This window comes from Chitinophaga sp. ARDCPP14, from assembly GCF_051362515.1.
Lineage (GTDB): Bacteria > Bacteroidota > Bacteroidia > Chitinophagales > Chitinophagaceae > Chitinophaga.
In genome coordinates this window covers 77,594-101,851 of the sequence record NZ_JBKIXB010000014.1, presented here as the reverse complement: position 1 = coordinate 101,851, position 24,258 = coordinate 77,594, and the positions used below count along the sequence as shown (strand labels likewise).

The window sequence follows — 24,258 nt, the reverse complement described above, 5'->3', positions numbered from 1 at the left end:
TTCTATCTAAATCGGAATTAGCCTATATTTGCTTTGTCATTATTCTTCTTTTCCGAAATCCGCTTCTTTATGCGGCTCAGCGATTGATTTTTGATACCTAAATAAGAAGCAATATGAAACGAAGGTACACGCTGCACAATGTTGGGATGTTCTTGTAGTAAATTCAGATACCTTTGTTCATGGGTTAAAAACAGCAGTTCTTCTGTCCTTCCCTGAGAATGATTAAAAAAATGCTCTGCAAGAATTCTCCCAAATTTCTCCCATCCTTTATGAGATGCGTATAAATCCTGCAGATCGGGGTAATTCAGGCACAGGATCTCTGCATCCTCCAATGCTTCTATATAGTAGACACAGGGATACTGAAAAATAAAACTTCTGAAAGAAACAATAAATTGATGCTCGGAAAAGAAAAAAATGTTTCTTTCCTCATCGGTTTTAGGGTCATAATAATAAACTCTGAACATTCCCTTGACCACAATTCCCAAATCTTTACAAACAACATTTTGCTTGTTATAAAAATCTCCTTTTGCAATTTTCCGTTTATGCCAAAAAGCAAGACTAACAGAGAGATCCTCCTCTGTCAGTCCTGAAAATTCTCTTATTACCTGTCTTAATAAATAAGTTTCATCAGTAGTAATCATTTATCTGCATCAATTTTCTACTAATGTATAATAAGTTACCGTATTCCGGCAGATTTGTTGAATTTTTTCTGTTTGATAAACTGATAAACAGCGCCCGCAATAAATAATACCAGTACCACTAACAGCGTTCTGCCAACCACAGGGTCGCCCGGTCCGCTTGCCAACGGGTGATGCAGCGGAATCCTTGTTAAAGTTTCGTTGACAGTTGGGATCATAGAAAGGAAAAAGCTGAATGAAAAACAAAAGTTCTCCCAGTAACGCGCTTTTTTACTTTCCTGTTTTCTTTTAAACAGGAAATATGAAATGCCTATCAATGCAATCACCAACAAACTAAGTCCATGCCCGGGATTGAACCCTCCATGCCTGGAGATGCCCAGCGCGGTCAGGGATGTAACCAGTGTTCCGAGAAAGTAAACCTTGCCTGACCAGTGAGCCAGGCTGATTTTTCCAAATTTAAAAAAGGATGCCAGTCCTGCGATAATGGCTACCACACCAATAATAGTATGAAAGATGCCTAAAGGTGATATTCCCATAATTGAATATTTTTAGGCAAAGCTGGGGGAATATCAGCAGTTTTTTTTTCACTTAAGTTAATTTCAGAAAATGTTTTATTCGGACGCTTACGCATCATGATAAGATCGACCACTCCGTTGCAACCTCTATCCTCTATAATGATACAAATTGTCAACATTATGATACAAATTGATGAACCGGTTAAAGAAAGTCTTTTTAACTTTTAGAAAGTTTAATCACATTAACCTCTAAATGTTATCTTATGAGCAAAAGGACTCTACTTTTGACCGCAGCCATCATTCTTAGCTGCGGTTTTAGCATGAAAGCCACTTCCGCGTTAAAACAAACAGTTTCCATCCCTGGCGTGAAGGCGCCGGCTTTCGCCTGGAATTTCATCTATGCCTTTGGCAATGGCCCTGTATCCGGCTTAAGCTGGTCGAGCAATTATTTGTATGTTTCTTCCGGCAGTTACATAGTATATTCCGCGAACGGATATGGATTCCTTACACCATCGACCCCGGTTTATTGTAATGCGGCAGACAATGCAAACACCTATGTACAGGTGGCTGTAAACGGCGGCCCCGTTTCGTATTATGACTTCCAGGAATATTAATTAATAAAAGAGCAGCGCCTTTTTCAAAGCGCTGCTCTTTTATTCAGTGACTACCTTTCTTCCTGCGCTTTTGTTGCCAAATCCTTGATGTCTGCAACCATGTACGGTATTGCCCTGTGATAAGAATGATCCATACCTGAAAACACCCTGTAATTTGCCTGTGGCATTAACTTTTGGTAAGTTTCAAATTGCTGACGGGGAATCACCTCATCGTCTGTTGAGTAATAAAAATAAATATTATCCAGCTTGTTAAGATTACCTGCAAAATCATCTTCTATAACATATTCCGAAACATCCCAGTTCTGATCCTTCCAATAGGGAACACCGAACAGGATCATTCCTATTATTTTATCCGCAACCGGCTCCTGGGAAAAATGCTTTAATATTACAGAGGCTCCTAACGAGTGGCCGAGCAGGATAACCTTTCCCGATAAGTTTTCCAGGCTGGCCGTTAAAACAGCGTCCCAGGCCTGATAACTGGGATTGTCAGCATCCGGAATAGGCGGGTATATAATCCTGAACTCATTGCCAAGTTCAGCCTTCAGGGCGTCTGCAATTACCTGTTCTTCTTCTGTGGTTACAAGGCCCGCGCCCTGGATTAATAATATTTCATAACTCATAGCACTTCGTTTAGTAAGGTAGTTAATAAAGCATCGCTATTCTACAAACTGCCGGGGCTGTATCCGAAATGTTTTTTAAACGCATAGGAAAAATGGGAAAGATCCTCGAAACCTGCATCGAGGTAAACCTCGGATGGCTTTCGTTTTTTTTCAGAGATCTGGTAATGTGCCAGTTCCAGGCGTTTTTGGGTGAGCCATTTGCCGGGTGTGCTGTTGAAAGCTTTTCTGAAATCTTTTTTAAAGGTAGTCAGGCTTCTGCCGGTCAGATAACCAAATTTCTCCAGCGGAAGATTGAAACAATAGTTTTGCTCCATGAAACTAACCAGGTCCAGTTTGCCGGGCTCTTCAAAATGCCCCAAGAGCAGATCCACCTGAGGGTCAATTACCCGGAGTACACGAATGGCTTCCTCGACTTTTAAGGCAGCGATGTCCTCCGGCAAAGCATCGGCCAGCTCAAAGTAAGGTTGTAAAGAATTGAATAAACTTTTCAATAAGGGATGTTCTCCTAAAACCATGAGCTCCGCACCATGGCGTTGTGAAGTGGCCAACTGATTCTCCGTATAATATTGCTGTAGCTTTTCTTTACGGAACACTACTGATATGGCGATGCAGGGCTGCCCCGCCAAAGGGAGTTTGCTCATCCTGCCCAATTGGTTACGGGGTAACAAGATTGTATCGCCTGCAAAAAACTGATAGTGACGTTCCGCAGTAACAATCCTCATTTCGCCGGAAACTATATGTACCAGCGCTGGTTGCGGTAAAATTAGCTCACGGCTGTAATGGGCCTCTTTCTTGCAGGCAATAAATACTTCGGCTACTTCCATCGGTATAAAGTTAGCTTTATTGATCGAGTAATTGCAAACGGATCAGGCTTTGTGCAGCGGCCAGTATCGCTTCCTCTGCAGGGCGCGGAGACCAGCCGAGCTGACGAATGGCCTTTGCGCTGGTTACGTTCATCACTTTACCCAACAGCGGGATCATCGATTTAACCATCGGGTCTTTCAACGCGGCAATACGTAACAAAGTATTGGGCAATTCTTTCACTTTAACTTTATCGGCAGCAGCACCAAGGTTCTCTTTTAATATTTTTGCCACAGCCACCAACCAGATACTTTCGCCGGCAGTGGCAATAAAACGCTCACCGTTTGCTGCAGGATTTTCCATTGCACGCAGGTGCAGGTCCGCCACATCACGCACATCTACGAAACACGAGTTGATCTTAGGGCAACCCGGCATCTTTCCGGTCAGGAGATTTTTGATCAGGTGAATGGAATGCGAATAATCAGGTCCTAGTACCGGACCCATAACCGTTACCGGATTAATAACAGCAAGTTCCAGCCCGTTTCCTTCCGTTTTGATGAAGTCCCAGGCCGCTCTTTCCGCCAGAGTTTTTGATTTTTGATAGGCTGGTGCATTTGCTGTATTCGTCCAGGTATTTTCATCGAAGGGTGCTGTTTGGTTAGGATGTCCGTAAACAACCGCTCCGATGGCGGAGGTCAGCACTACACGTTTTACCCTGGCATCTTTGGCTGTGCGCAATACACGCAGTATACCTTCTCGCGCCGGAATAATCATTTCATCCTCATGTTTGTAATTAACTTTTGGAGTAGGTGAAGCCACATGCAAAACGTAGGTGCAATCACTTACTGCTTTACTCCAGTTGGCATCTGAAGCAAGATCGGCCTGCACGAAATTTAGCCGGTCACCAGCGTCAGCGCCGCCTTCGCGCAACATGGCTCTCACGGTGTCCTCACGGTCCAGAGAACGCAATGTCGCTCTTACATGGTAACCGGCATTTAATAATTGAGCAATGCAATGCACTGCAATAAACCCAGTGCCACCGGTAACCAGCACCAATTTTTCTTTACTTGAGTTCGTGTTCATCTCGTATTGTTTTGATGAACCAAAATTCGGTTTAAAGAAGATAGCTTGTTTTGTTTAAAAGGCGCATTATGCTTTGTTTAAAAGGCGGGGGAGATTAGACAGGCACCATCGCTTTAGGGCTTATCATCTGAAATGGCCTCCTCTATCCGCAGACTTTCTTTATGGATGGCATTGAGCATTTCAGTGACGAATTCGGCCGACAGTCCTTCTTTCTTACCCGCCTCAATCCCTCTTTCCAGCACCTTTTGAAAGCGGGCGGCCTGTAAGGGAGCAATATCATGCCGGGCTTTATAAACACCTATCTCACGGACAACCCGTTCTCTTGCCCCTAGCACCTCGAAAAGCTTTTTATCAAGCGAATCGATGTCCTTTCGTTTGTTTTCCAAAACAGTATCAGTGATATTTGTGGACGGGCTTTGTCCATCTGCTTTGTCCGCAATGGCTATAGCAGCCAGAGTGATAATAAAGACAAGAAATGTATTTTTCATACCGGAAGGCCCGCCATTTTAATGCCATTTTTGGTGAGCGTCAATGTCATAGTAGGGATTCCCACGTCGTTTATTACACCAATCATAATAAAATTTGCACATTGTTGTCGTATATACTATATTTGCGACAACAATACACATACACAATGAGAAAATTAGAATTTGCATCCCTTCAAGTCAGAGACCTTGAAACCTCGAAAGAATTTTACACCACCAAACTAGGGTTTGAAGAAGCAGGAATATCCAACCCAGGGGCCTGTATTTTTAAATATAACAAAGGCGAAGCAAGTTTTGCCATCAGAACACCCATCGGTAACCTGGAAGGAAAAGAACTGGGCATCGGCGCTTCACTCTGGTTCGCAATCGATGAGGAAATAGAGGAGCTGCAAGCCCGGTTATCAGCAAAGAATGTGCCCCTGTTAGGCCCGGTCCAGGCAACACCTTTCGGGAAAATCCTCGTTGCTAAAGACCCCGACGGATACAACATCACCTTTCTAAAATCAAACTAATCATTTCGATATGAACAGGGATATGAAATACTGGATCATCGTGGCATCGAAAGACCATGTCAAAACCGGCATCGCAGAAGGGATTGCCCAAACCTGCCATGGAAAGGCATCACCTTTGAAAAGGATGCGTAAGGATGATTTCATTATCTATTATTCGGGAAAGCAGACACTGGGAAAACCCGAGGCCTGCCAGGAATTTACCGCGATAGGAAAGGTTATGGATGATGAAATCTATGAGATCCGGGTGTCTGAGAACTTTTGCCCATCAAGGCGTAATATTGAATTTTTGCCAGGTGAGGATGTTTCTATTTTGCCGTTAATTCCCCGGCTGGATTTTATCCAAAACAAGAAAAGCTGGGGCTATCCATTCCGTTTTGGTTTCTTCGAGATCAACCGGCACGATTTTGAACTGATTTCTTCACAGATGCTACAAAAAAACTATGCCCAAAAAGATTGAGTTTCATTTTAAAAAGCCAGAGGACAGTCCGGGCTATTTGCTGGGACAGCTGACCATGTTATGGCAGAGAAAACTAAAGCGTGTTTTAGATCCTCTGGACCTGACGCATACCCAGTTCATACTGCTCTGTGCACTGGCCTGGCTTTCCAGGGAGAGCGATGCCGTAACACAGATCGATATTGCAAACCAGGGGAATGCGGACAGGATGATGGTATCGAAGGTGTTAAGAACACTGGAAGATAAAAAGTTTATTACCCGTCACGAGCATCCGACGGACACGAGGGCCAAAACGATCAGGCTTACGGCTACAGGGGAAAAGATCTTACAAAAAGCTATTATCAGCGTAGAAAATGCTGACCTGGAATTTTTCACAAAATTGGGTCGTGATCTGGTGTCCTTCAATGCTAATATGGCCAATCTGATTAAAGAGAACAAAATAGAATAGTTTTCTCCATTCCCTAATGGGTCCTTCCGGTTTTCGCTGGTAGGACAGTTTCAACAGCACGAATGTAGAACGACTGTTCAACAGGTACTGCCGACTGGAACGTTCCTGTAATGCCATACTGCCAGGCCACCACAGTAACTTTTAACGGCATCTTTGCACGTGGCGGCACGCTTGTAAAAACCAGCTTATTGTTGTCAATATATGCGGGACCTTCCTTTACATAATAACTCACCGGCAACCCCGAAGTCGCCTGTGCCGCCAGTGGCAGACCTTTTATCCCCTTTCGCTGATCCGGCAGTGATTTGAAATGTATCTGCTGCGCTTCGCCGGTAGTTTGCGGTAGCGGTATCTTAATATTCAGCTGCTGTACAGCGCTCTTAAACGTATCATCTCCTTTATTCTCCGCTACCAGCCAGATATCGTTGCTTCTCTTGGTATTATTAAAGCCCATACGGTAAAAATCCAATCTGAAAGTGGTGTCATCTATCTTCTTAACGGGGCCGCATATACGATTAATTTGCAGCGCCGTTGAAGCATGTTGAGCAACTTGCCTGGTTCTGGTGGAATCGCTAAAAAATGCGCTGATATGAAAAGTGCCATCGCTTAGCGGATGGATGTCCAGGGCATATACAGCATGAGATTTACCAGGTATTAGCGGCTTGCCATCCTGCATAAACCCGATGAACTGTTGCTGTTTTCCTCTTGCCATGCGGTAATACTGTTCGGTGGCATCGGCCATTTGCCGGTCAAATACCCATGAAGCAGATTGCCTGTTTCCGGCATATGCTTTGAAAGGCGCCGCAGCGGCGTTAGGCAAACTATCCCTGTGCCATCTGTCCACCAACCATCCCTCCTCCGGCTGCACCGGATGTAAACCCCTTGCACGCCAACGGAATTTCATCGCTTTGCGTATAAACAAGGAGAGATAATCGACTAAGGCATCTGATGCATCAAAATGACCGTGACCGGCATCTGCAAATAAGGAGATGACGCTACGCGGATGTGATTGTATGTAGGAGAATGCCGGGACAATCCGGTCTTCCCACCACTCATATTCCCCCATGATAAAAAGAGAAGGCACACCATTTATATCCCTGTTGCCCCAATCCGGATTGGCCTTGCCGCTACCGGTTAGCGTTGTAAGCGGCGCATCGCCATGAAGGGATATTACTGCCAGTGTTCGTGACGGATTCCATGCCGCAAAGTTCCAGGGAAAACTGGCCTGGGCAGAATGGCCGATAGGAATAACAGAAATTGTTTTTAGCTCCGTGTATCCGGATACCTCTGCCAGCCGGTTCATCATCATCTCAAAATCTGCAGGTGCATTTTTGGTGAAATCGAACATCTGCGTAGTAATAGGGGTAACCCATATTTCTCCCACCCCAAGTTCAGCCAATGTTTTACGGAATGCAGGATGTTCCAGCACCGTTTCTTCCGTCATGTTATGCTGCCCCCAAACTACCGCCTTTAACTTTTTACAGTTCTCAGGTATCCAGAGAAATGCCTGCGGAGGTGCTTTCGTCTCACCGGAAATAATATTATCTACCAGAATACGCCACTGCCAAGCCTGCGCAGCAGACCGGGATGCAATGAGAAGAAATATTACAATTGCGAAACTTACCTTCATCCTTCTTTGGGTTTTAATGCAGGCGAACACGTACCGTTGTGGTATTTGAAATATTGGAGGCCGCAGCCACACCAATCAGTACCGGCTGGTCAGCGCGCCATTCTACAGATGCCAATTGCTGCCATTTTATACCATCGTAGGATCCGGAACCTGTTATGGTATTGCCTGATCGCTTAAGCTTTAACCAGTAACTTCCTGTCAGGCGGCCGTAGGTTACCGCCGGCGGTGTTAATAGTTCCCTTGCAATAACAGATGCATTAATTCCGGGAGCCTTCCGTTGCAGGAACTGCATCATCCATGCAGGCACTTCTATTTCCTTTGTTTTACCAGGGTACAACATCAGCGCGGCAAAAGGACTGTCGGGCTCCAGCCCGGACCTGATCATCAGTCCTACCGTTGTAAACTGTGAACTCGGCTGCGGACACACCCCGACAATCATCTCCTCATTTCTTAACAGCTTCCTGTAGGTATAATTGAAAGCTTCCTGCAAGGTGTCTGTAAATACGCCCCCTGCCTCTATCCTGAGCAGATTGCCATCATACTGTGCGTAACCGGCCTTTCCTGTATTTCCGATATCACTGTTACGCCAGCCGCCGGGAAGCCCTCCGCCCGCTAGAGATACAGGGATTGATGCGGCTGATTCTTTTCCATTACTTATCCCTGCAACAGTATAATAGTATACAACTCCTTTTTTTACATGATCATCCGGGAAGAAATTTCCCGTAGAAGTTCCTATTGTTAGATACGGACCATTTTTTTTATCTGCCCGTTTGATTATGTAAGACGAAGCATCTACCAGACCAACCCAGCTCAGCGTACTTGCATCAGGCGTTGCTGTCAATACCAGCCCGGCAGGACTTTCAATGACAATATTTTGTGCATGCCTGTTTCCCTCTCCCGGATCAATGGAATAAAATAAGGTACCATACCCTGGATGATCTGCCCCCGGATTACCGGGGCCTTCAGGCCGGAGTTTATCAGCCGCCGCTTTTGTAAACGGCGCCTCTATCCCCATCCTGTGTACATAGTGATTATACACCTGTTCAAATACAGCACGCAGATTACCCCGTGCCACCTCCGATGGACGCATATGGCTGTATTTACCTGTGCGGTCAGGCATTGGCGTATAGGGGATATCGTTATACCCCAGGTTATATTTTGCGGTGTATTCAAATCCTTTTAATAAACGGTTGTCAGCATAGGCATATAGGTTCAGTCCCTGGTGCCAGGCCATTTCGCAGCATTCGGCCAGCATGCCAATGCCGAGCTGCGTGTGGGCCTGATCCCTTCCTGTTTCCTGTACCTGGCCGGTGTCGTTAATTATATAGTGAGTAAGGCTTCCATTCCCCCATCCGTTTACATAGTAGCGGACTGCCGTTTCAAAAATTTCACGGTCATTGCAGAAAATCCCTATCCCCATCACCGTTTTAAGCGCGGCATCGTCCCAGTTGCCATTTGCAAAAGGCGCAAACTCCGCAAGAACAGGATAAATCACCTGGCGAAAATGTTTCTCTGTACGCTTCGCGGCATCTTCCGGCCACCCCGCATTACTGTGTCTTATAATCTCTGCGGCGTTAACCATCTTAAATGGGCCCAGGCCGGCCATCAGTACAGCGTCTTTTCCGGTAACCGCCTTCAGTGTATTACTCCATGCGTCAATGATGCGGATCGCTGTTTCGGCATGGCGTTTATCACCGGTGATGGCCCACATCAGCGCATTCTGATAAGCGGCATTGGCATCACTGTCGTAGTCGGACTGGCCAATGCCCGGATTTCTGCCCACGGTCGTCAGCGGTCCCTTTATCTTGTAATCATAATGTGAAAAAGGACTTTCCCCGAAAACCAGGTAACCTTCGTATATGGGTGACCGTTGCTGTGCCACGCCGTTTCTCATGCGCTGTAAATCAGCCTGGCTATGCAGCAGGCCAGGGTGTAAAAAAGCAGGCGCCTGTGCGGAAACGGTATCATAAAACAATAATATGCATGCCACAAATGATACGATTATTAGTATCACATTTTTCGTGCGACTCATCATCTATTCGATTTTTATTTTTCGGGGTTGTTGGCGCCTGATCTGAAAATGATGGCCTGTCCGCCTTTCGCTAAAAGCTTTACCGGCAGCTTGTCGGTATTGTTGAGCGTAACGGTTCGCTTATTGATGACTTGATTATCGCCATCTTCATAAATAGTGGCAGTATAAGTAATGCCAGGCCGGAGAAAAGAAAGGTCCAGCATAGTTTCCCAATCCTGCGGGCCGGCTGCACAACCAAGGTACCAGGTATCTCCTTTTCTCCTCGCCACTGCTATACCCTTTCCGATATCTCCCGACAGGTAATGCGATTCATTCCAGGTAGTAGGTACATAGTCGTAGAACGCGATCTCTTCATCGTTGATATAGTCGTTGGGCTGGCCATACCAGAAAACGGCCTGCAGCGGGCTGTAGTAAACCACACTGAGCGCCAGCTGCTGGGCTTTCGAAACTTTTATATTTTTTGAAAAACTATTCTTCGAATTCGGGAAACAATAGGTAAAATCAGCAGCTCCGGCGAAAAAGCGCGTAAATGGCAGCGTAGTATTATGAAAAGCATCAGGGCTGTTTTCATCTCCTCTTATGCCTTCCTGCGTCAATAACGCCGGGTAGGTCCGGCTAAGACCAGTAGGTTTGTAATTATCGTGTATGTTCAGTACAAAACCATAATGCTGGACTTTTTTAATGGCCTGCGACAGCCAGCTGAGACCCGCCTGGCTAAGGCCATCCACGAAACCGAATTTAATACCTGCTACACCCCATTGCTTATAAAGCGGGAGAATGGTATCCAGTTTGCTTTTCAGCCCTACGTAATTTACATACAGGATAACCCCAATATTTTTTTCCTTGCCATATGCTATCACCTTCGGCATATCAATCGCCGGGATTACCTGGCAGGGATCGGAAGACGAACGGAACTCCGCACCATACCAGCCTGCATCAAACATGATATATTGAAAATGATGCTTTACTGCAAAATCAATACAATCCAGTCCGCTTTGGGTATTCAGCTGTGCACGGATAAGTTTCCCGGGCCTGATCCACGATAAATCGCCTGGTGCAGGCGCATCTGCCAGCTTCAAATTCAAGGTGCGGCAATGAGCCAGCGCAATAGCAGAACCGGCTACACTCAACGTTCTCCATGGTGTTTCAATTTGTTTGCTAAACAGTACAGCGGTATCACGAGGAAACTTTACCGCCAGGGTATTTCCATCAACTCCACGGGCCAGTTCCACTTTCGTGTAATGAAGGTTCGCGGCCTCTCCAAGCTGGCAATAATTTCTATCTGCCAGGAGCGTAACCGGCAAATCCGTAGTAGTGTGGAAGGTATCCACCAAGGTCGGCGTAAAAACAGACTCCTGGTTGTATTGATAGATGAGTGGAGAAGATGGGAAAGAGAAGGTAGTCAACTCCCGGAGCTGATGCGGTACGGCGTCAGCAACAGATACGGCATAACGGAATGCAACACTACTGTCCATCACCCTGAAATCGAGCCTTACCTGGTTACCGCTATTGGTTTTCAGAAACAATTTTGCCTGCCGGTAATTGTTATACAAAGAGTCCTGCTCGCCCAACGGGCTTGCAAAAGATTCCCGGTGCAATGCAGGCTTGTCATACCGGCTGATTTTTGCCGTGCTTAAAGACACGCCATCAACCGTAATCTCAAGTGCAGACCTGTTAGTAATTGCTTTCCCTTTAAAAAAGAGCTGATAGCTGAGCTTCCCCTCTTCAGCCTGTAATTCCAACACTGTTGTTCTACCGGGAGATACAATGGAGTATACTTTTTGTGCAGCTAGTTGCCCATACTGCAAAAGAAGTGTGAGGCCCAGCATTCCAAGTGATTTCAACCAAAAGAATCTTTGACTCATTTTCAATTTTTATCAATTTATAAAATTAATTGTAGGTTATTCCGGAAAAGAGTGGCTTCAGCAGGGTATTTCGCCACGGCCCCTATTCTGTTTTCCTGAATACCAGGCTATCTACAAACTCACCTACAAACATCCGCGCCATATCTGCTGTTTTATACCATCCTGGTTTTCCCTTCATATTATCGGACATGAGTGTTCCATTAATTTTCAGGTTTTCGAATACAACGTTCCTGACCCTTCGCCCTTCGCTGTAGCCGGTAATAATAGAAAGTTCCGGGTTATCGCCGTTGTAGGTTATATTTTTGAATAGTATATTTTCTATGCCCTCGCCAGGCGCTGTGCAGTATTTCTTATTAAACGGGATCTGCAGATGCACCAACTGGCCGCACCTGATATTCTCTATGCGGATATCTTCAAAGGATACATCTCTCACAAGATTATTATCGCCCGCATTGATGGCCATGCATCCCTGGTAGTCCACCTGCATTTCCCGGTGCTCCAGGATATCGATGTCGGTATAACGCACATTTTGGATCGTATCCGGATGCGGCGTATTTCCATGGAGACCAATATGAATGGGATGAGCAACATCTGCCCAGAGTGTGGAATGTTGCATGACTATATTCCGGCAGCCACCCACAAAACCCTTTCTTGTGGCGTATACGGTACTGCAATCATCTGAGTTGCGGCAAAAAACACCATCATACAATACATTATTGCTGGCAAATACATTCATGCCGTCACCCCATTTGTAAGCGCTGATGCTTTTTACATTCCTGACTATCACGCTATCTGAACTACCCACCGGGCATTGTGTGAGGATAATACCCTCCAGCAGTACATTTTTTGAATGCGAAATTTTCACCCCTTCCTGCCCGGGAGAATCAATAATACCTCTGCCGCCTATTTTCACATCCCGTACACTATCCACCACAAAATGGCCCTTTATTACAGCACCACCGGCGAGGTACACATATTTTCCAGACGGCACCTTCAGCACCCCGCCTTGGATTACGTGGATACCCGGACCGAAATAAATAACATTTTTTGCTTTCGGATCCGGGACAGTTGCCTGTACAGGATTGGCAAACAAATGAAGATTATGAAATTTATCTCCGTTGATTTCAATGGAAAGATGCTTCGGTTGAAGCAGGCGGAAATAAATCGTATTGTTTACCAGCTTATGACCTATCCCGTATGAAAGCGGCCGTATTGCCACCTGTCGTATTGGTGCCCTGTTGCTGGTGATGGCAACTTCTACTTCTCCCGAAAAATCAAAGGCTGCCATGGAAGCGTTTTCCACATGATGATTAACTCCGCGTACCTCATCTACCTTTACATTATACTCATATAAGTCCTGCCACTTGCCGCCTTGCTGCCTTACCTTCACCATAAAATCCGCGTTATGCGCAGGATTTCCCGCCTCTGGTGCGGGGAAAGGATAAGCCACCAATTGCTGCTGCTGTGCCATACATACTGCTGAAAACAACACACAAATAATAATACCGGTTAGCTTCGTCAATATCCGATCGAAATTCATCATTGTAAAATTGAAAACACTAATAAAATTACTTGCCGTAAAATTCAATTTCCGCTATGTTACAGTTGCCTGCCGGAGAGTAATAATAGATATAGCGATAACTATTGACAGTTGAAATTTGCGCATCCGTATACACACCATTAGGCGGTGCAGCGGCAATGGTATAAAGTACCACATAGTCGGACAGTGACGGATCATTGGCTGCTCTTATCTGTCCGCCCACCATCCGGGCGGCATTGCCGCTCCTGGGTACGTAACGTACCGATTTCAGTAATGCCGCTTTCCCTTCTCCCATATCGTATCCAACATAACCGGTTGCGGTAGGTCCATCTATGTAGGTATTCAGATTACCGTCTACAGCAGCAGGAATCATGGTGGCCGGGTTATTGGACCAGGAGCCTGAATGTCCAAACAGTATACCGGTAAGCTTCTCCGCGTTTATCAGCAGGTATTGTCCAATGAGGCGCTGACCATCAACAACCAGTGTTACGGATCCGGGAAGCGCATCCGGCACCTTGAATTTTACCTGTTCCGATGCAACGCTCAGCACTTCTGCCTCCTTTGCACCAACAAACACATGAACGAGGGATTTATCTGTTCCGAAGTTATTTCCTGTGAGCGTAATTTCATCGCCTGCCTGTGCTTTATCCTTACTCATAGAAATCAGTAGGGCAGAGGCTTTGAAGGTAAATACCTGCGGTATGGAATCGCGCTTGCCAAATATCTCAACGGTGACTACACCGGTAATGCCTTTTGGAGGGACCTGCACTACAATCTTATTGCCGGTAACGCTTCTCACAGTATCTGCACGCACGTTACCAAAATATACTTTCACTGCACCAACCACTTCCCCGAAATCCTGCCCGTCTATCGTTACATTGGACAATGCATATCCCTGTTTAGGTGAGAAGTCTGTCACCACGGGAGCAGGATAATTAAATTCCCTGAATTGTGCATCCTTTTCACAGGCAGGGAGAAATATGCCGGCAACCAATATCATTCCCGGCAGGAACAGGTTTTTAAAAATATTGCTAGTCATATAAAATGCGCGCTGTTAATTGTGAATTGAATGTTTTTAATAACCCGGGTTCTGCAGCAGATTTTTATTTAAGATCATCTGCGAGGTGGGAACCGGGTACAGGTAATGTCTCTTTGCAACACTGTTATTACGCGAACTGGCGACCACCACACATTTCAACATACCGGCCGGTGTTGCCGCGGTTTCCTCTCCAAACACATAGGTGGATGGTTTATAGGCAGCCGTTGGATTGCCTGCGGCATCTTTAAACGGTGTTTCATAAGAAGCATCCCCTACTACCCTACCAAGCCGCGACGGATTCAGTGACGCCTCCAGTATGCCCCAACGTTTCAGATCGTCAAAGCGTTTACCTTCACGATACAACTCCACAGTACGTTCCCTCCTGATCTCTTCCTTGATATCCAGGCCGTTTGCAGCCACCAGTGCATTGGTGAGATGGGCTACGCCGGCACGGTCACGCAGTTTATTGATGGATGCGTCTAACTGTCCGTCTGACATGTTTCCATTCAATTCTACCAGCGCTTCCGCATACGTGAGGTATACTTCCGCAAGGCGGATGACAGGCCAGTTGGCCGATTCAGTACGATCAGTCCTGCGGCCGCCGAAACCGTAAACACCATATTTGTTGTTGCCATAGCCGCTGGATCCCAGGCCGCCGAAGTCCAGCGTTACGGTTGCCGGCGCTGTAGCGGAAGCATACAGGTAGTTCAGTAAACGCAGGTCACGGTTTTGAAACTCAGCGGCAGCCGTATGGTATCCCTGGAACAGGGATGACTTTGCCGGTGGCAAACCGTCTGTACAAACCGCCATATCCACAAACTTGCGGCTGGGGTATAACTGCCCTACGGTCCAGGTGATGTTGATGCCGGATTGCCGCAGCGTATAGTCGTACACGGTATAGAGGATAAATTCCTTATTGGATTGCTTATTGTAACCTCCAGGGTTACTGCCTTCATCTTCAAGATTGAATAAATACCAGGAACTTGAATTGGCCATTTTTGAATCGCTGTTCTTGTTCCACAACTCATAACCGCCGTTGTCCATTATCTGCTGGCAAAGGCTCACGGCCTCATTGAGGTATTTGCCGGCATTGGCAGGATCGTATCCCGCAGTGCCTGCGCCAACGCTGCTGCCATCGCCATCCGGCGCCTTGCCTACATATTTTTCCCAGGTAGCTTCATATAGTTCCACCTGCGCCTTCAGCGCCATGGCGCCCCACTTACTTATTCTGCCTTTATCGGCAGTACCGATATTCTGCTCGGTAGGCAATCCTGCAATAGCCAAATCAAGGTCAGCTAATATCTGGGAAACTACCTGGTAGCGGCTGCTGCGCTTGTCGTAGAGTTCAGGCGACTCCACACCCAGTACCGTTGTTACAATGGGCACCCCACCATAGAGTTTAAGCAGGTTGAAGTAAGCGAATGCACGAAAAAAATAGGCTTCTGAAACATACTGGCCGATTTCACCGCCACCGGTATACGCAGCTGCCTTTGATAACAGGATATTACAACTTCTTATACCATTGTAATTCCAATTGGTGCTGCCAACAGCAATAGTACCAGTGCCGATGTCTGAGCCATTGCCATTTGTATTGGCGGAAAGGTCAGAGCCATTGTCCATGGAACCAAAATTCCATCCGGGTAATTGACCATAGAACCCTGTGGCGAAGTCTTTGAAATCCGACGGCTTCTTAAAATATACTGCGTCCGTAAACTGGGCATTCGGTTCCAGGTCAATAAAATTCTTCTGGCAGGCAACCATTCCCAAACAAAGGCTCCCTATGATAATATTATTAAGTATAGATTTCATGAGTTCAGTTTTTATAAGTTCCAGTATGAAAGATGAATACCTTATAATCCCAGGTTTAAACCAAAGGACCAGGTTCTTCCGAATGGATAGCCACTGTTGATGGAAGCCTCTCCCATTTCAGGATCAAATCCGTCTTTAATGGAAGTCGATTCCCATAGGTCGTTACCGGAGAAGTATACACGGACCCTGTTCAGTTTTGCTTTTTCAGTCCATCGTTGTGGCAGCGTATAACCGAGTATGAGTGATTTCAACCGGATATAACGGTTGTTTTGCAGCATAAAATCATTATTGGCATAATTCCAGCCCGCACGGGTTGGATTCACCGTTAAACGCGGGTACATCGCTTCCGGGTTGCTGGTGGTCCAGGTTTTACCAAGGAATACAGGGTTCTGGTTAGTGTATACTGCGCCAAATGGATAAGCCATATAGCCATTACGCATCATATTCTGTTTAAGCTGTCCCTGGAAAGTGGTGAAGATATCAATACCTTTCCAGGAGGCGCCGAGGTTAAGGCCAAAGGTGAGATGAGGTGTGCCGTCGCCTGCGTACACCAGCGAACTTTTTTCATTTCCGATGTTGGTAATATTTTTCGTACCGGCTACATCTACCCTTTTCGTGTCGCCGGGACGCAATGCAACCGCCTGATTGTTCTGAGGCATATTCGCCAGCAAAGTACTGCCTCCATAGGCGGCATAATAAGCGTCTACATCAGCCTGATCGCGGAAGTAACCGTCTGTTTTGAAAACGAACCACGACTGATACGGATAACCATTCACAATATCGTTTCTTCCGGGGCCATAACTATCTCTCCCTTCCACGCCGCTAACCACTGTATTGGTATTGCTGATATTAAATGTGGCACTGTAACTGAAGTCTTTTTTCGAGTCTTTCCACGAGAGTATAAACTCCCATCCTTTGGTTTTGAACCTGCCGCTGTTCGTTTTCGGAGCCGATCCACCCAGCACGGAGGGATAGGTTACGTCTATCAGCATGCCGATATTTTCTTTTACGAAGTAATCTACGTTGGTCGACAGCCTGTTGGACAGGAAGTTCAGGTCCACTCCGATATTCTGCTGCTTTACTTTCTCCCATGTTCTGTTATAGCTGATCAGGCCATTATTATTAAGTCCGGTCGACTGCTGCTGCGTAACGGGAGATCCCAATGCCGTTGTTCCGATATTGACGGTAGACAAATAGTCGAATGCACCCAGCCCGGATGCTTCATTACCGGTGGTGCCGTAGGTAGCACGGATCTTACCAAAACTTAGAATGGAGTTAAATCTTTCCATAAAACCTTCGTTGGTAAATACCCATCCCAACTGCACGGTACCAAAGTTTTTGAATTTATAGCCGGGGGCAAACCTGGAATTACCATCTCTTCTTCCCACTAACTCCAACAGGTATTTTTCCGCATAGTTATAATTGAGGCGGCCAAGATAAGAATAGCGGCCATTCAGACTTTTAGACCCCGAATTGGTTTGGGTGGTGGTAGACGCCAGGCCGATGTCATACACGCCCATATCGGTAAAGCCTATACGCTGGGCCGACACCCACTGTGCATTATTCTTTTCGGCGTTGATACCGGCCATTGCTGCAATATGGTGTTTCGTGGCGAGGGTTTTATCGTAACGCAGTAATCCTGAATAGTATTGGTAGGTACCCTGCCAGGCATAGGTATAATAAGTATTATTGGTTCCTCCTGTGTTAAGACCAATACCGGTAGGTACGTTATACCAGTTGTATAACTGCACCGGTAATACGTAACGCTCCTGGTTGAACCGCTCGTTCTGAAGAGAAACCAGGCCTTCCATCGACAGGTCTTTTGTGATCTGGTAGGTTGCCTTTACATCCACTCTGCCTGTCAGTGAATTCCTGTTGTTTCGCCCGCCGGCTGCGCTCATAGCTGCTGCATTCCTGTTGGCGCCGCCATCGATACCGTTAAAGGTAGCAAACCAGTTGCCATAGGGATTCTTTGCGGGGAAGAACGGCATATCATATGCATAGAGGGTATTATCCAATCCTACAGCAGGCTCGCTGGTTTTTGCATCGATCAGGCTGATATTGGTTTCCAGTTTCAGGTCCTTTGTCAGGTTGTAGTCGTAATTAAACCTGGCGTTGTATTGTTTCTGTCCGTCGTAGGCGGTAGCCAGATTACCCTGGTTATCTGCATAGCCGAAAGACAGGCGATAGGACGACTTTTCTGTACTGTTGGAAATACTCAGATTATGCTGATAGGAATATCTTGGCGCAAACATTTCCTTAATCCTGTTGGCATTGTATATATAGAACTCGGTACCATACAGTGGATACGCGCCTTCAACGCCCTGTTGCATTTTCTTCACGTTATCTTCGCCCCATACCCACCAGTTGGGAACGGTTTCCTCTTTGTTGGCTTCCACCCACATGGTGGCATATTCCTGCATGGAGGGTGAATAACCGGTGATACCGTTTGTAACGAAACGCATATTGCCGTTGTAGTCTACTTTGAGTTTGCCCTTGCCTCTTTTGGTAGTAACAAGTATCACCCCATTGGCTGCACGGGATCCGTATATGGCCGCAGATCCATCTTTCAGCACAGAGATACTTTCAATATCATCCGGATTGAGGTTCTGAAAAGAGTAATTGTTGAGAACAGGCACGCCATCTACTACAATCAGCGGATCACTCCCATTTACAGAGGAGGCGCCGCGGATACGCATGGAAATCCCTTCGTTGCCCGGGCGGGGAGAACTTCTTGTAACCAGCAGGCCCGGCGTTTGCCCCTGGAGTGCCAGGGCGATGTTGGTGACCGCCCGGCTTTCAAATATTTTGCCGGATACCTGTTCTACCGCGCCAGTGAGGGTAGCCTTCTTTTGTTTGGCATAGCCAACGACTATCACTTCGTCGATATTTCCGGCAGGCTTGAGTTTTATATCCAGGAAACCTGCTGTGACAGGCACTTCCAGCTTTTCAAAATTCAGGTAACTTACGGTCAGTGTGGAGGAAGAGGTGGATACCGGCAGGGAGAAGAGTCCATTTTGGTCGGCGGTTGTTCCCACCTTGAGTCCTTTAACCAAAATGGTGGCGCCAATTAATGGCTCGCCCGTTTCGGCATTTACCACTTTGCCGGAAACGGTTCTCCCGGTTTTAACCTGTGCCGGCAAGGAGTTTACAATTAATAGTAATAACATTGTTCCGAGGATGGCGGCACATGTTGGTAATAGTCTGATTTTACGCATACCAGTTTTTTTAGTGGCGTTGAACGTGGATAATAAATCTTGATAAAGCTTTTGTACTGTTTTTTACTGACAAAAAATCAGGGATAAATCACGCTGGTGATTCATAAAACGTAGAATGATTGTCATAACGGGTAAATTCAATTTTGATTGATAAGTATTACTGGCCAGTATGCAAAGTAAACACCAAGCACTCCCAACTATAAGGGGGAGTATTCGCATAAAAAGGGGGGTGTAGTGTGAAATTTAGGGAGAATTTACCCCTCCCCGGGCGGATTTGCCGGGAAGGGGTAACCGGGGTTAACATATCCGGGGGTCAGACTTTCTTTCGACCTGCCCTCTTTTTCCGTGTATCTGTCTGTTCAAGGTTGTATTTATCTTCGAATACCTTCCGGTAACGCCTTATATATTCGGAAGGATTCACGCCAAATACCTTGTTGAACTGTCCACGGAAAAATTTAACGTCATTAATGCCGACCTGGAAACCTATTTCATTGACATTCAGACTTGTATTTATCATCAGCTCAGCGGCCTTCCTGAGCCGTATAAAACGTACGAACCCTCTCAGCGACTCCCCGGAAACCTGCCGGATCTTTTTATAAACCGAAGAGTGGCTCATGCCAATTTCCCTGGCCAGTACCTTTATATTGAATTCATCATTATCGAGGTTAGCCTCCACTATTGCAATACATTTTTCGACAAACTCCTTATATTGACCTGACACTTTAAAATCATTCTTACGGAGAGTCACTTCGTTCAGAAAATAATTACGCAGGTTATCCCTCATCTGCAGTACCCCCTGCACAGCTGCCGCTAACAACTCCTTGTCAAATGGCTTGGTGATGTAATAGTCGCTGCCAACTTCCGCGCTTTCCAGCTTTCCCTCTTCAGAGGAGGAGCCCGTGAGCAGGATAACCGGGATATGATTCAGCAATGCATGCTGTTTGATTTCTTTGCAGAGCTCCAGCCCTGACATCGTCTCCATCCTGATATCGCTGACCACCACGTCCGGTAGCATGGCTATTGCCTTTTCCAGGCCCTCTTTCCCATTGCCGGCTTCCTCTATGTTAAATGCTGAGCGGAACATGCCTGAAATGTATTGGCGTATCTCCGCGTCATCATCTACTATCAACATGGTTTGTTTGGCCGTTATTATGGTACCGGTCGCTTCCTCGTCAGACGGTCCGTCCAGTATTTCTTCGGGCTCTTCATCTGCCATTGTGGTCAAAAAACTGGTTCGGTCAACGGGAACACTATGGGGAGGGTCGGGATAAACCTCCTCTGTACTACGGGGCAAAACAACTTTGAAGACAGTGCCCTTGCCCTCTTCGCTTTCAAAATTGACGTTGCCGCCGTGCAGCGCTATAAACTGTTTTACCAGGTACAGGCCAATACCGAATCCCGGTTGTTGTGTATGACCATTGCCCTCCGACCTGTAGAACTTCTCAAATACGTGATGGGCGCTGTCGGCACATATTCCATAACCAGTGTCCGCAATGGTTATTTCCACCTGGTCGCCGGCACAAACGAGTTTCATTTCAATGCTGCCACCGGCAGGGGTATATTTTAAGGCATTCGATAACAAATTGAATAACGCTATCTCCAGCTTCTCCCTGTCACCGGATATCCATAGCGCCTCGCTTTCGCAAACAAATGAATAGTGCTGACTGGCCGACTGGGCCTGCTGTTCAAAGTACTGGAATACCTCCTGGCATAATTCCGTGAAATTAAAACGGGCTGGCTTCAACCGGTCTATATCACTGTCTGCCTTCCTGAACAACAGCAATTGATCCAGCAACCGTAACAGCCGGCGGGCACTCCGGTATATGGTAGTCAGCTCCCGATGGTGCTTTCCGCCGGGCTCCTGCTCTGTCATCAGGTCCTTCACAGGATTAATAATGAGCGTGAGCGGTGTGCGGAACTCATGTGATACGTTGGTAAAAAAGGCGATCTTCTTTTCATTGAGTTCCCTTTCTTTCTCCGTATTCAAATTTGCCATGGCAACCTGGTACCTGAGCCTGCGTTGTTTTGTTTTATAGGTAATATAAATGGCCGTCACTGCCAGTACCATGAACAGGTATAGCAAATATGCCCACCAGGTGTCATACCAGGGAGGCAATACTATTATCTCCAGGCTTATTTCGTTACTGATCCACTGACCTTCTGCGCTGGTGCTTTTTACCCGGAATGTGTAATGACCCGCCGCAAGATGTGTATAGGTGGCAGTTCTTGTATTCCCGGCCTGGACCCAGTTTTTATCCCAGCCATCCATATAGTAGGCATAGGAGATCTTATCGGAAGTAGAATAATCCAGCGCGGTGAAGTCGAAAGAAAAGACGGCATCGCGGTAGGGCACCCGGACTTTCCGTATGTCGTCACCCAGCCGTTTGGCAATGTAGCCTGGTCGCTGCCCAACAGGCATATTGTTAATATGGATATCGGTGAAAAGCATTCTGGGCTTTTCGCCTGATGCTATAATATTTGATGGCCGGAAGATGTTCAGCCCTTTAATTCCTCCAAACATCAATTCGCCCGAGTTAAGCCGTAGCGCTGCATTGTAATTAAACTGGTTACTGGAAAGGCCATCGCCCTGGTAGAAATTGGTAAAATTTTTCCGGGTGGCATTGAACCTGGAGAGGCCATAAAAAGTACTTAGCCACAGGTCTCCGGCTTCGTCTTCCAGGATATTGAGTACTGCATTGTTGCAAAGCCCTTCGGCGGTAGTATAGCGTTCCAGTATTTTACCGTGCGCACGATCAAATAAAATCAGGCCTCCTCCTTCGGTACCGATCCAGAAACGCCCTTTACTGTCTTCATGAATGGCTCTTACCGGGTTGCCCAGCGTATAGGAGGTATGCATTTTGTTTTGAGGGTCAATCTTTATCAGGCTGCGAAGATTCCCCGCCCACAGTTGCCCGGACCGGTCCTCGTTCATCGTAAACAGATCCCTGATCCTGTCGTCAAAGAGTCTGAAAGAATCCTGCTGCCTGTCATATTTATACAGTGCGCCCTTATATAATGAACCTCTGCCAAAGGTTCCAGCCCATAGCGTATTCTTGTTGTCTTTATACAGGTAAACAGTTTTACTCTCTTTTTGGGTGTTATTATAAAACAGGCGGTAATGCCGGAAGCTATTTGTTTTTTTGTCAAACCGGTTGATGCCTCCCCAGAAAGTAGAAACCCAGATATGCTGCTCATTGTCGCATCGCACATTTGTTACAAAATTATCGCTGAGAGATGCAGGTACACCTGCCTGATGAACGAAGTTAGTGAACAATCCTGCTTTTCGCTGCCACCTGCTTAGCCCACCACCATCTGTACCTACCCAGATGGTTCCGTCGCCCTCTTCGCAGAAGGTGAAAATGAAATTGCTGACAAGACTGTTCTTGTTTAGTGGGTCGTGGAGGAAAGACTGAAACCTGTCTTTTTTAGGATCAATGATGTTAACGCCTCCCCTTAGTGTTCCGATCCACTTTCTACCATCCGCATCTTCATAAATTGCGCTTACTGAGCCACTTGCAAGCGTATAGTTGCTATTGCCCGAGGGGATGCTCTCCGCTACCGTTCCGTCTTTTGTATGAATGATATTTATGCCTCCTCCATTAGTGGCAATCCACAGCTTGCCGCATTTGTCGAGGAACAGGCCGGATACTTTGTTGTAAGAGAGTTTTCCGTTTTCTTCCGTATAGCTCTCCTGGTATTGGTTATCGGGAATGGAGTATTTCTGCAGTCCATTTGGTGTACCTATCCAAAGCAGGTCCCTGTCGGCTTTTATACAGTCGCCCGTCGGATTAGTTCCGTTAATCAAACTAACCCGGGCAGCGCTTTTATCCATGCGGCACAATCCTTTCCCCTGCACAAACAACCATACATCGCCGTTAGCGGCCACCTCAATGGCTCCTGCATCATATGAAACGAGGCGCACCCCATCAGCATCCAATGGCAACGGTATAGCAGTATAGGTTCCGGCGGGGCAAAACAGCAGGCCGAGTCCCTCTGTCCCAATCAACATATTTCCTTTCGCATCTTTTTTAATATCGCGCACAACTGCCGTGATCGGCTCATATCTTGTTGTACCGGTTACCTGGTAACGTACACTGCTGAATTTCCCGGTTACCTGATCGTATATGTTAAGTCCCTGACGCGTGCCTATCCACAGTTTATACTGCAAATCCTCGTTAATCGTGAATACCCAGTTATTTACCAGTGAACTGCTGTCGTTGAACCTGTTGCGGAATACCTTAAATACGTTACCATCGTACCTGTTCAGCCCATCATAGGTGCCAAACCACATAAATCCTTTGTGATCCTGGAACACACAGCGCACAGCGTTATTCGATAAACCCTGTTCTATGCCCAGGTATGATATAACATGATAACGATTATCCCGGGCCTGGGAACCCGGTGTGTGGAACGTTGCTGCAATAAGCAGCAAACAGTGCATTACAAATTTTCTCATCCCGTGAAATTGAAAATAGTACACAAGAATTACCGACAATTCCTTCTATCTTCTTATTATGACCTGGTTGACTGGCTGAACTACGAATTTACCCCATGTCCTACATGATTAAGGTCTATTCTCATCATTCAGAGTGCATAATAGTAATTATTGTCAAAATGACAATTTTTTATTTTGAGGTGATATTGGGGTGATGACCGTCGCCGTGAGGAGGATGTTGGAACCGGGGAACTGTTTCTTTCCGTGCGCTAAGATATAACCCAATTAATCATGTCGATGATGTGCCAGGCGGCAATTCTTGCAGCTTTGAAACCCATAACAGTACCACCTGAAGACATTTATCCCTTGTTTGAAAACAACTTGATTCATTTCGAAACAATTAGTATATTGCTGTATTCAGCATCCCTTATAGGTTACCTTGATGCGCCTTTATAATCTATTTACCTGTTTAAGAAAAGTCATGTATACAGAATCAATTATCCTGTCGCATGGTGAGGATATA

Annotated in this window: 18 protein-coding genes; 4 read left to right on the top strand and 14 right to left on the bottom strand. The window is 46.3% G+C overall.

Translation table 11 applies throughout. The annotated features are described in order from the left end of the window. Positions 1–17 precede the first annotated feature (17 nt). Entirely contained in the window at positions 18–641 is a 624-nt protein-coding gene (locus ACLHR0_RS28605) for a Crp/Fnr family transcriptional regulator (protein WP_429047314.1), read from the bottom strand. Positions 642–676: 35 nt separating this feature from the next. Beyond that, complete coding sequence (locus ACLHR0_RS28600; RefSeq protein ID WP_429047313.1) at positions 677–1,174, bottom strand: hypothetical protein; 498 nt, start codon at positions 1,172–1,174, stop codon at positions 677–679. Positions 1,175–1,416: 242 nt separating this feature from the next. On the opposite strand from ACLHR0_RS28600, the gene ACLHR0_RS28595 reads away from it, so the two are divergent. Continuing rightward, positions 1,417–1,767: a hypothetical protein gene (locus ACLHR0_RS28595; RefSeq protein ID WP_436491233.1), complete on the top strand. Its 351-nt coding sequence runs from the start codon at positions 1,417–1,419 to the stop codon at positions 1,765–1,767. Between the two features lie 50 nt (positions 1,768–1,817). Here ACLHR0_RS28595 and ACLHR0_RS28590 read toward each other — a convergent pair whose 3' ends face one another. From ACLHR0_RS28590 to ACLHR0_RS28575, 4 genes are all read right to left on the bottom strand, one after another. Further along, positions 1,818–2,387, bottom strand: coding sequence for an alpha/beta hydrolase (locus ACLHR0_RS28590; RefSeq protein WP_429047310.1), 570 nt, complete (start codon positions 2,385–2,387; stop codon positions 1,818–1,820). A gap of 41 nt (positions 2,388–2,428) precedes the next feature. Then, a complete protein-coding gene (locus ACLHR0_RS28585) occupies positions 2,429–3,211 on the bottom strand; it encodes a helix-turn-helix domain-containing protein (RefSeq protein ID WP_429047308.1) in 783 nt (260 codons plus the stop codon). 16 nt (positions 3,212–3,227) lie between these two features. Further along, a complete protein-coding gene (locus tag ACLHR0_RS28580) occupies positions 3,228–4,271 on the bottom strand; it encodes an SDR family oxidoreductase (protein WP_436491230.1) in 1,044 nt (347 codons plus the stop codon). 113 nt (positions 4,272–4,384) lie between these two features. After that, positions 4,385–4,759, bottom strand: coding sequence for a chorismate mutase (locus tag ACLHR0_RS28575; RefSeq protein WP_436491228.1), 375 nt, complete (start codon positions 4,757–4,759; stop codon positions 4,385–4,387). Between the two features lie 146 nt (positions 4,760–4,905). On the opposite strand from ACLHR0_RS28575, the gene ACLHR0_RS28570 reads away from it, so the two are divergent. From ACLHR0_RS28570 to ACLHR0_RS28560, 3 genes are read left to right on the top strand one after another with little or no spacing between them, the layout of a single operon-like run. Continuing rightward, positions 4,906–5,268, top strand: a complete 363-nt coding sequence (locus ACLHR0_RS28570) for a VOC family protein (RefSeq protein WP_436491226.1) — start codon at positions 4,906–4,908, stop codon at positions 5,266–5,268. Between the two features lie 22 nt (positions 5,269–5,290). Beyond that, on the top strand, positions 5,291–5,725 hold the full coding sequence (locus ACLHR0_RS28565; protein ID WP_436491224.1) for an EVE domain-containing protein: 435 nt from the start codon (positions 5,291–5,293) through the stop codon (positions 5,723–5,725). After that, entirely contained in the window at positions 5,709–6,170 is a 462-nt protein-coding gene (locus ACLHR0_RS28560) for a MarR family winged helix-turn-helix transcriptional regulator (RefSeq protein WP_436491222.1), read from the top strand. Before ACLHR0_RS28565 ends, ACLHR0_RS28560 begins: the two co-directional genes overlap by 17 nt. A gap of 13 nt (positions 6,171–6,183) precedes the next feature. On the opposite strand, the gene ACLHR0_RS28555 is transcribed toward ACLHR0_RS28560, so the two are convergent. From ACLHR0_RS28555 to ACLHR0_RS28520, 8 genes are all read right to left on the bottom strand, one after another. Next, positions 6,184–7,797, bottom strand: coding sequence for a hypothetical protein (locus ACLHR0_RS28555; RefSeq protein ID WP_436491220.1), 1,614 nt, complete (start codon positions 7,795–7,797; stop codon positions 6,184–6,186). Between the two features lie 13 nt (positions 7,798–7,810). After that, complete coding sequence (locus ACLHR0_RS28550) at positions 7,811–9,787, bottom strand: alginate lyase family protein (RefSeq protein ID WP_436491218.1); 1,977 nt, start codon at positions 9,785–9,787, stop codon at positions 7,811–7,813. Between the two features lie 56 nt (positions 9,788–9,843). Further along, positions 9,844–11,694: a glycoside hydrolase family 97 catalytic domain-containing protein gene (locus tag ACLHR0_RS28545; protein WP_436491216.1), complete on the bottom strand. Its 1,851-nt coding sequence runs from the start codon at positions 11,692–11,694 to the stop codon at positions 9,844–9,846. 82 nt (positions 11,695–11,776) lie between these two features. Next, positions 11,777–13,237: a glycosyl hydrolase family 28 protein gene (locus ACLHR0_RS28540; RefSeq protein ID WP_436491214.1), complete on the bottom strand. Its 1,461-nt coding sequence runs from the start codon at positions 13,235–13,237 to the stop codon at positions 11,777–11,779. 25 nt (positions 13,238–13,262) lie between these two features. Continuing rightward, complete coding sequence (locus ACLHR0_RS28535) at positions 13,263–14,273, bottom strand: IPT/TIG domain-containing protein (RefSeq protein WP_436491212.1); 1,011 nt, start codon at positions 14,271–14,273, stop codon at positions 13,263–13,265. A 36-nt stretch (positions 14,274–14,309) separates the two neighbouring features. Further along, positions 14,310–16,082: a RagB/SusD family nutrient uptake outer membrane protein gene (locus ACLHR0_RS28530; protein ID WP_436491210.1), complete on the bottom strand. Its 1,773-nt coding sequence runs from the start codon at positions 16,080–16,082 to the stop codon at positions 14,310–14,312. Between the two features lie 41 nt (positions 16,083–16,123). Next, entirely contained in the window at positions 16,124–19,300 is a 3,177-nt protein-coding gene (locus ACLHR0_RS28525; RefSeq protein WP_436491209.1) for a SusC/RagA family TonB-linked outer membrane protein, read from the bottom strand. Positions 19,301–19,613: 313 nt separating this feature from the next. After that, the gene (locus ACLHR0_RS28520; RefSeq protein ID WP_436491208.1) at positions 19,614–23,756 is read right to left on the bottom strand and encodes a hybrid sensor histidine kinase/response regulator transcription factor; all 4,143 of its coding nucleotides are present in this window, start codon (positions 23,754–23,756) and stop codon (positions 19,614–19,616) included. Positions 23,757–24,258 lie beyond the last annotated feature (502 nt).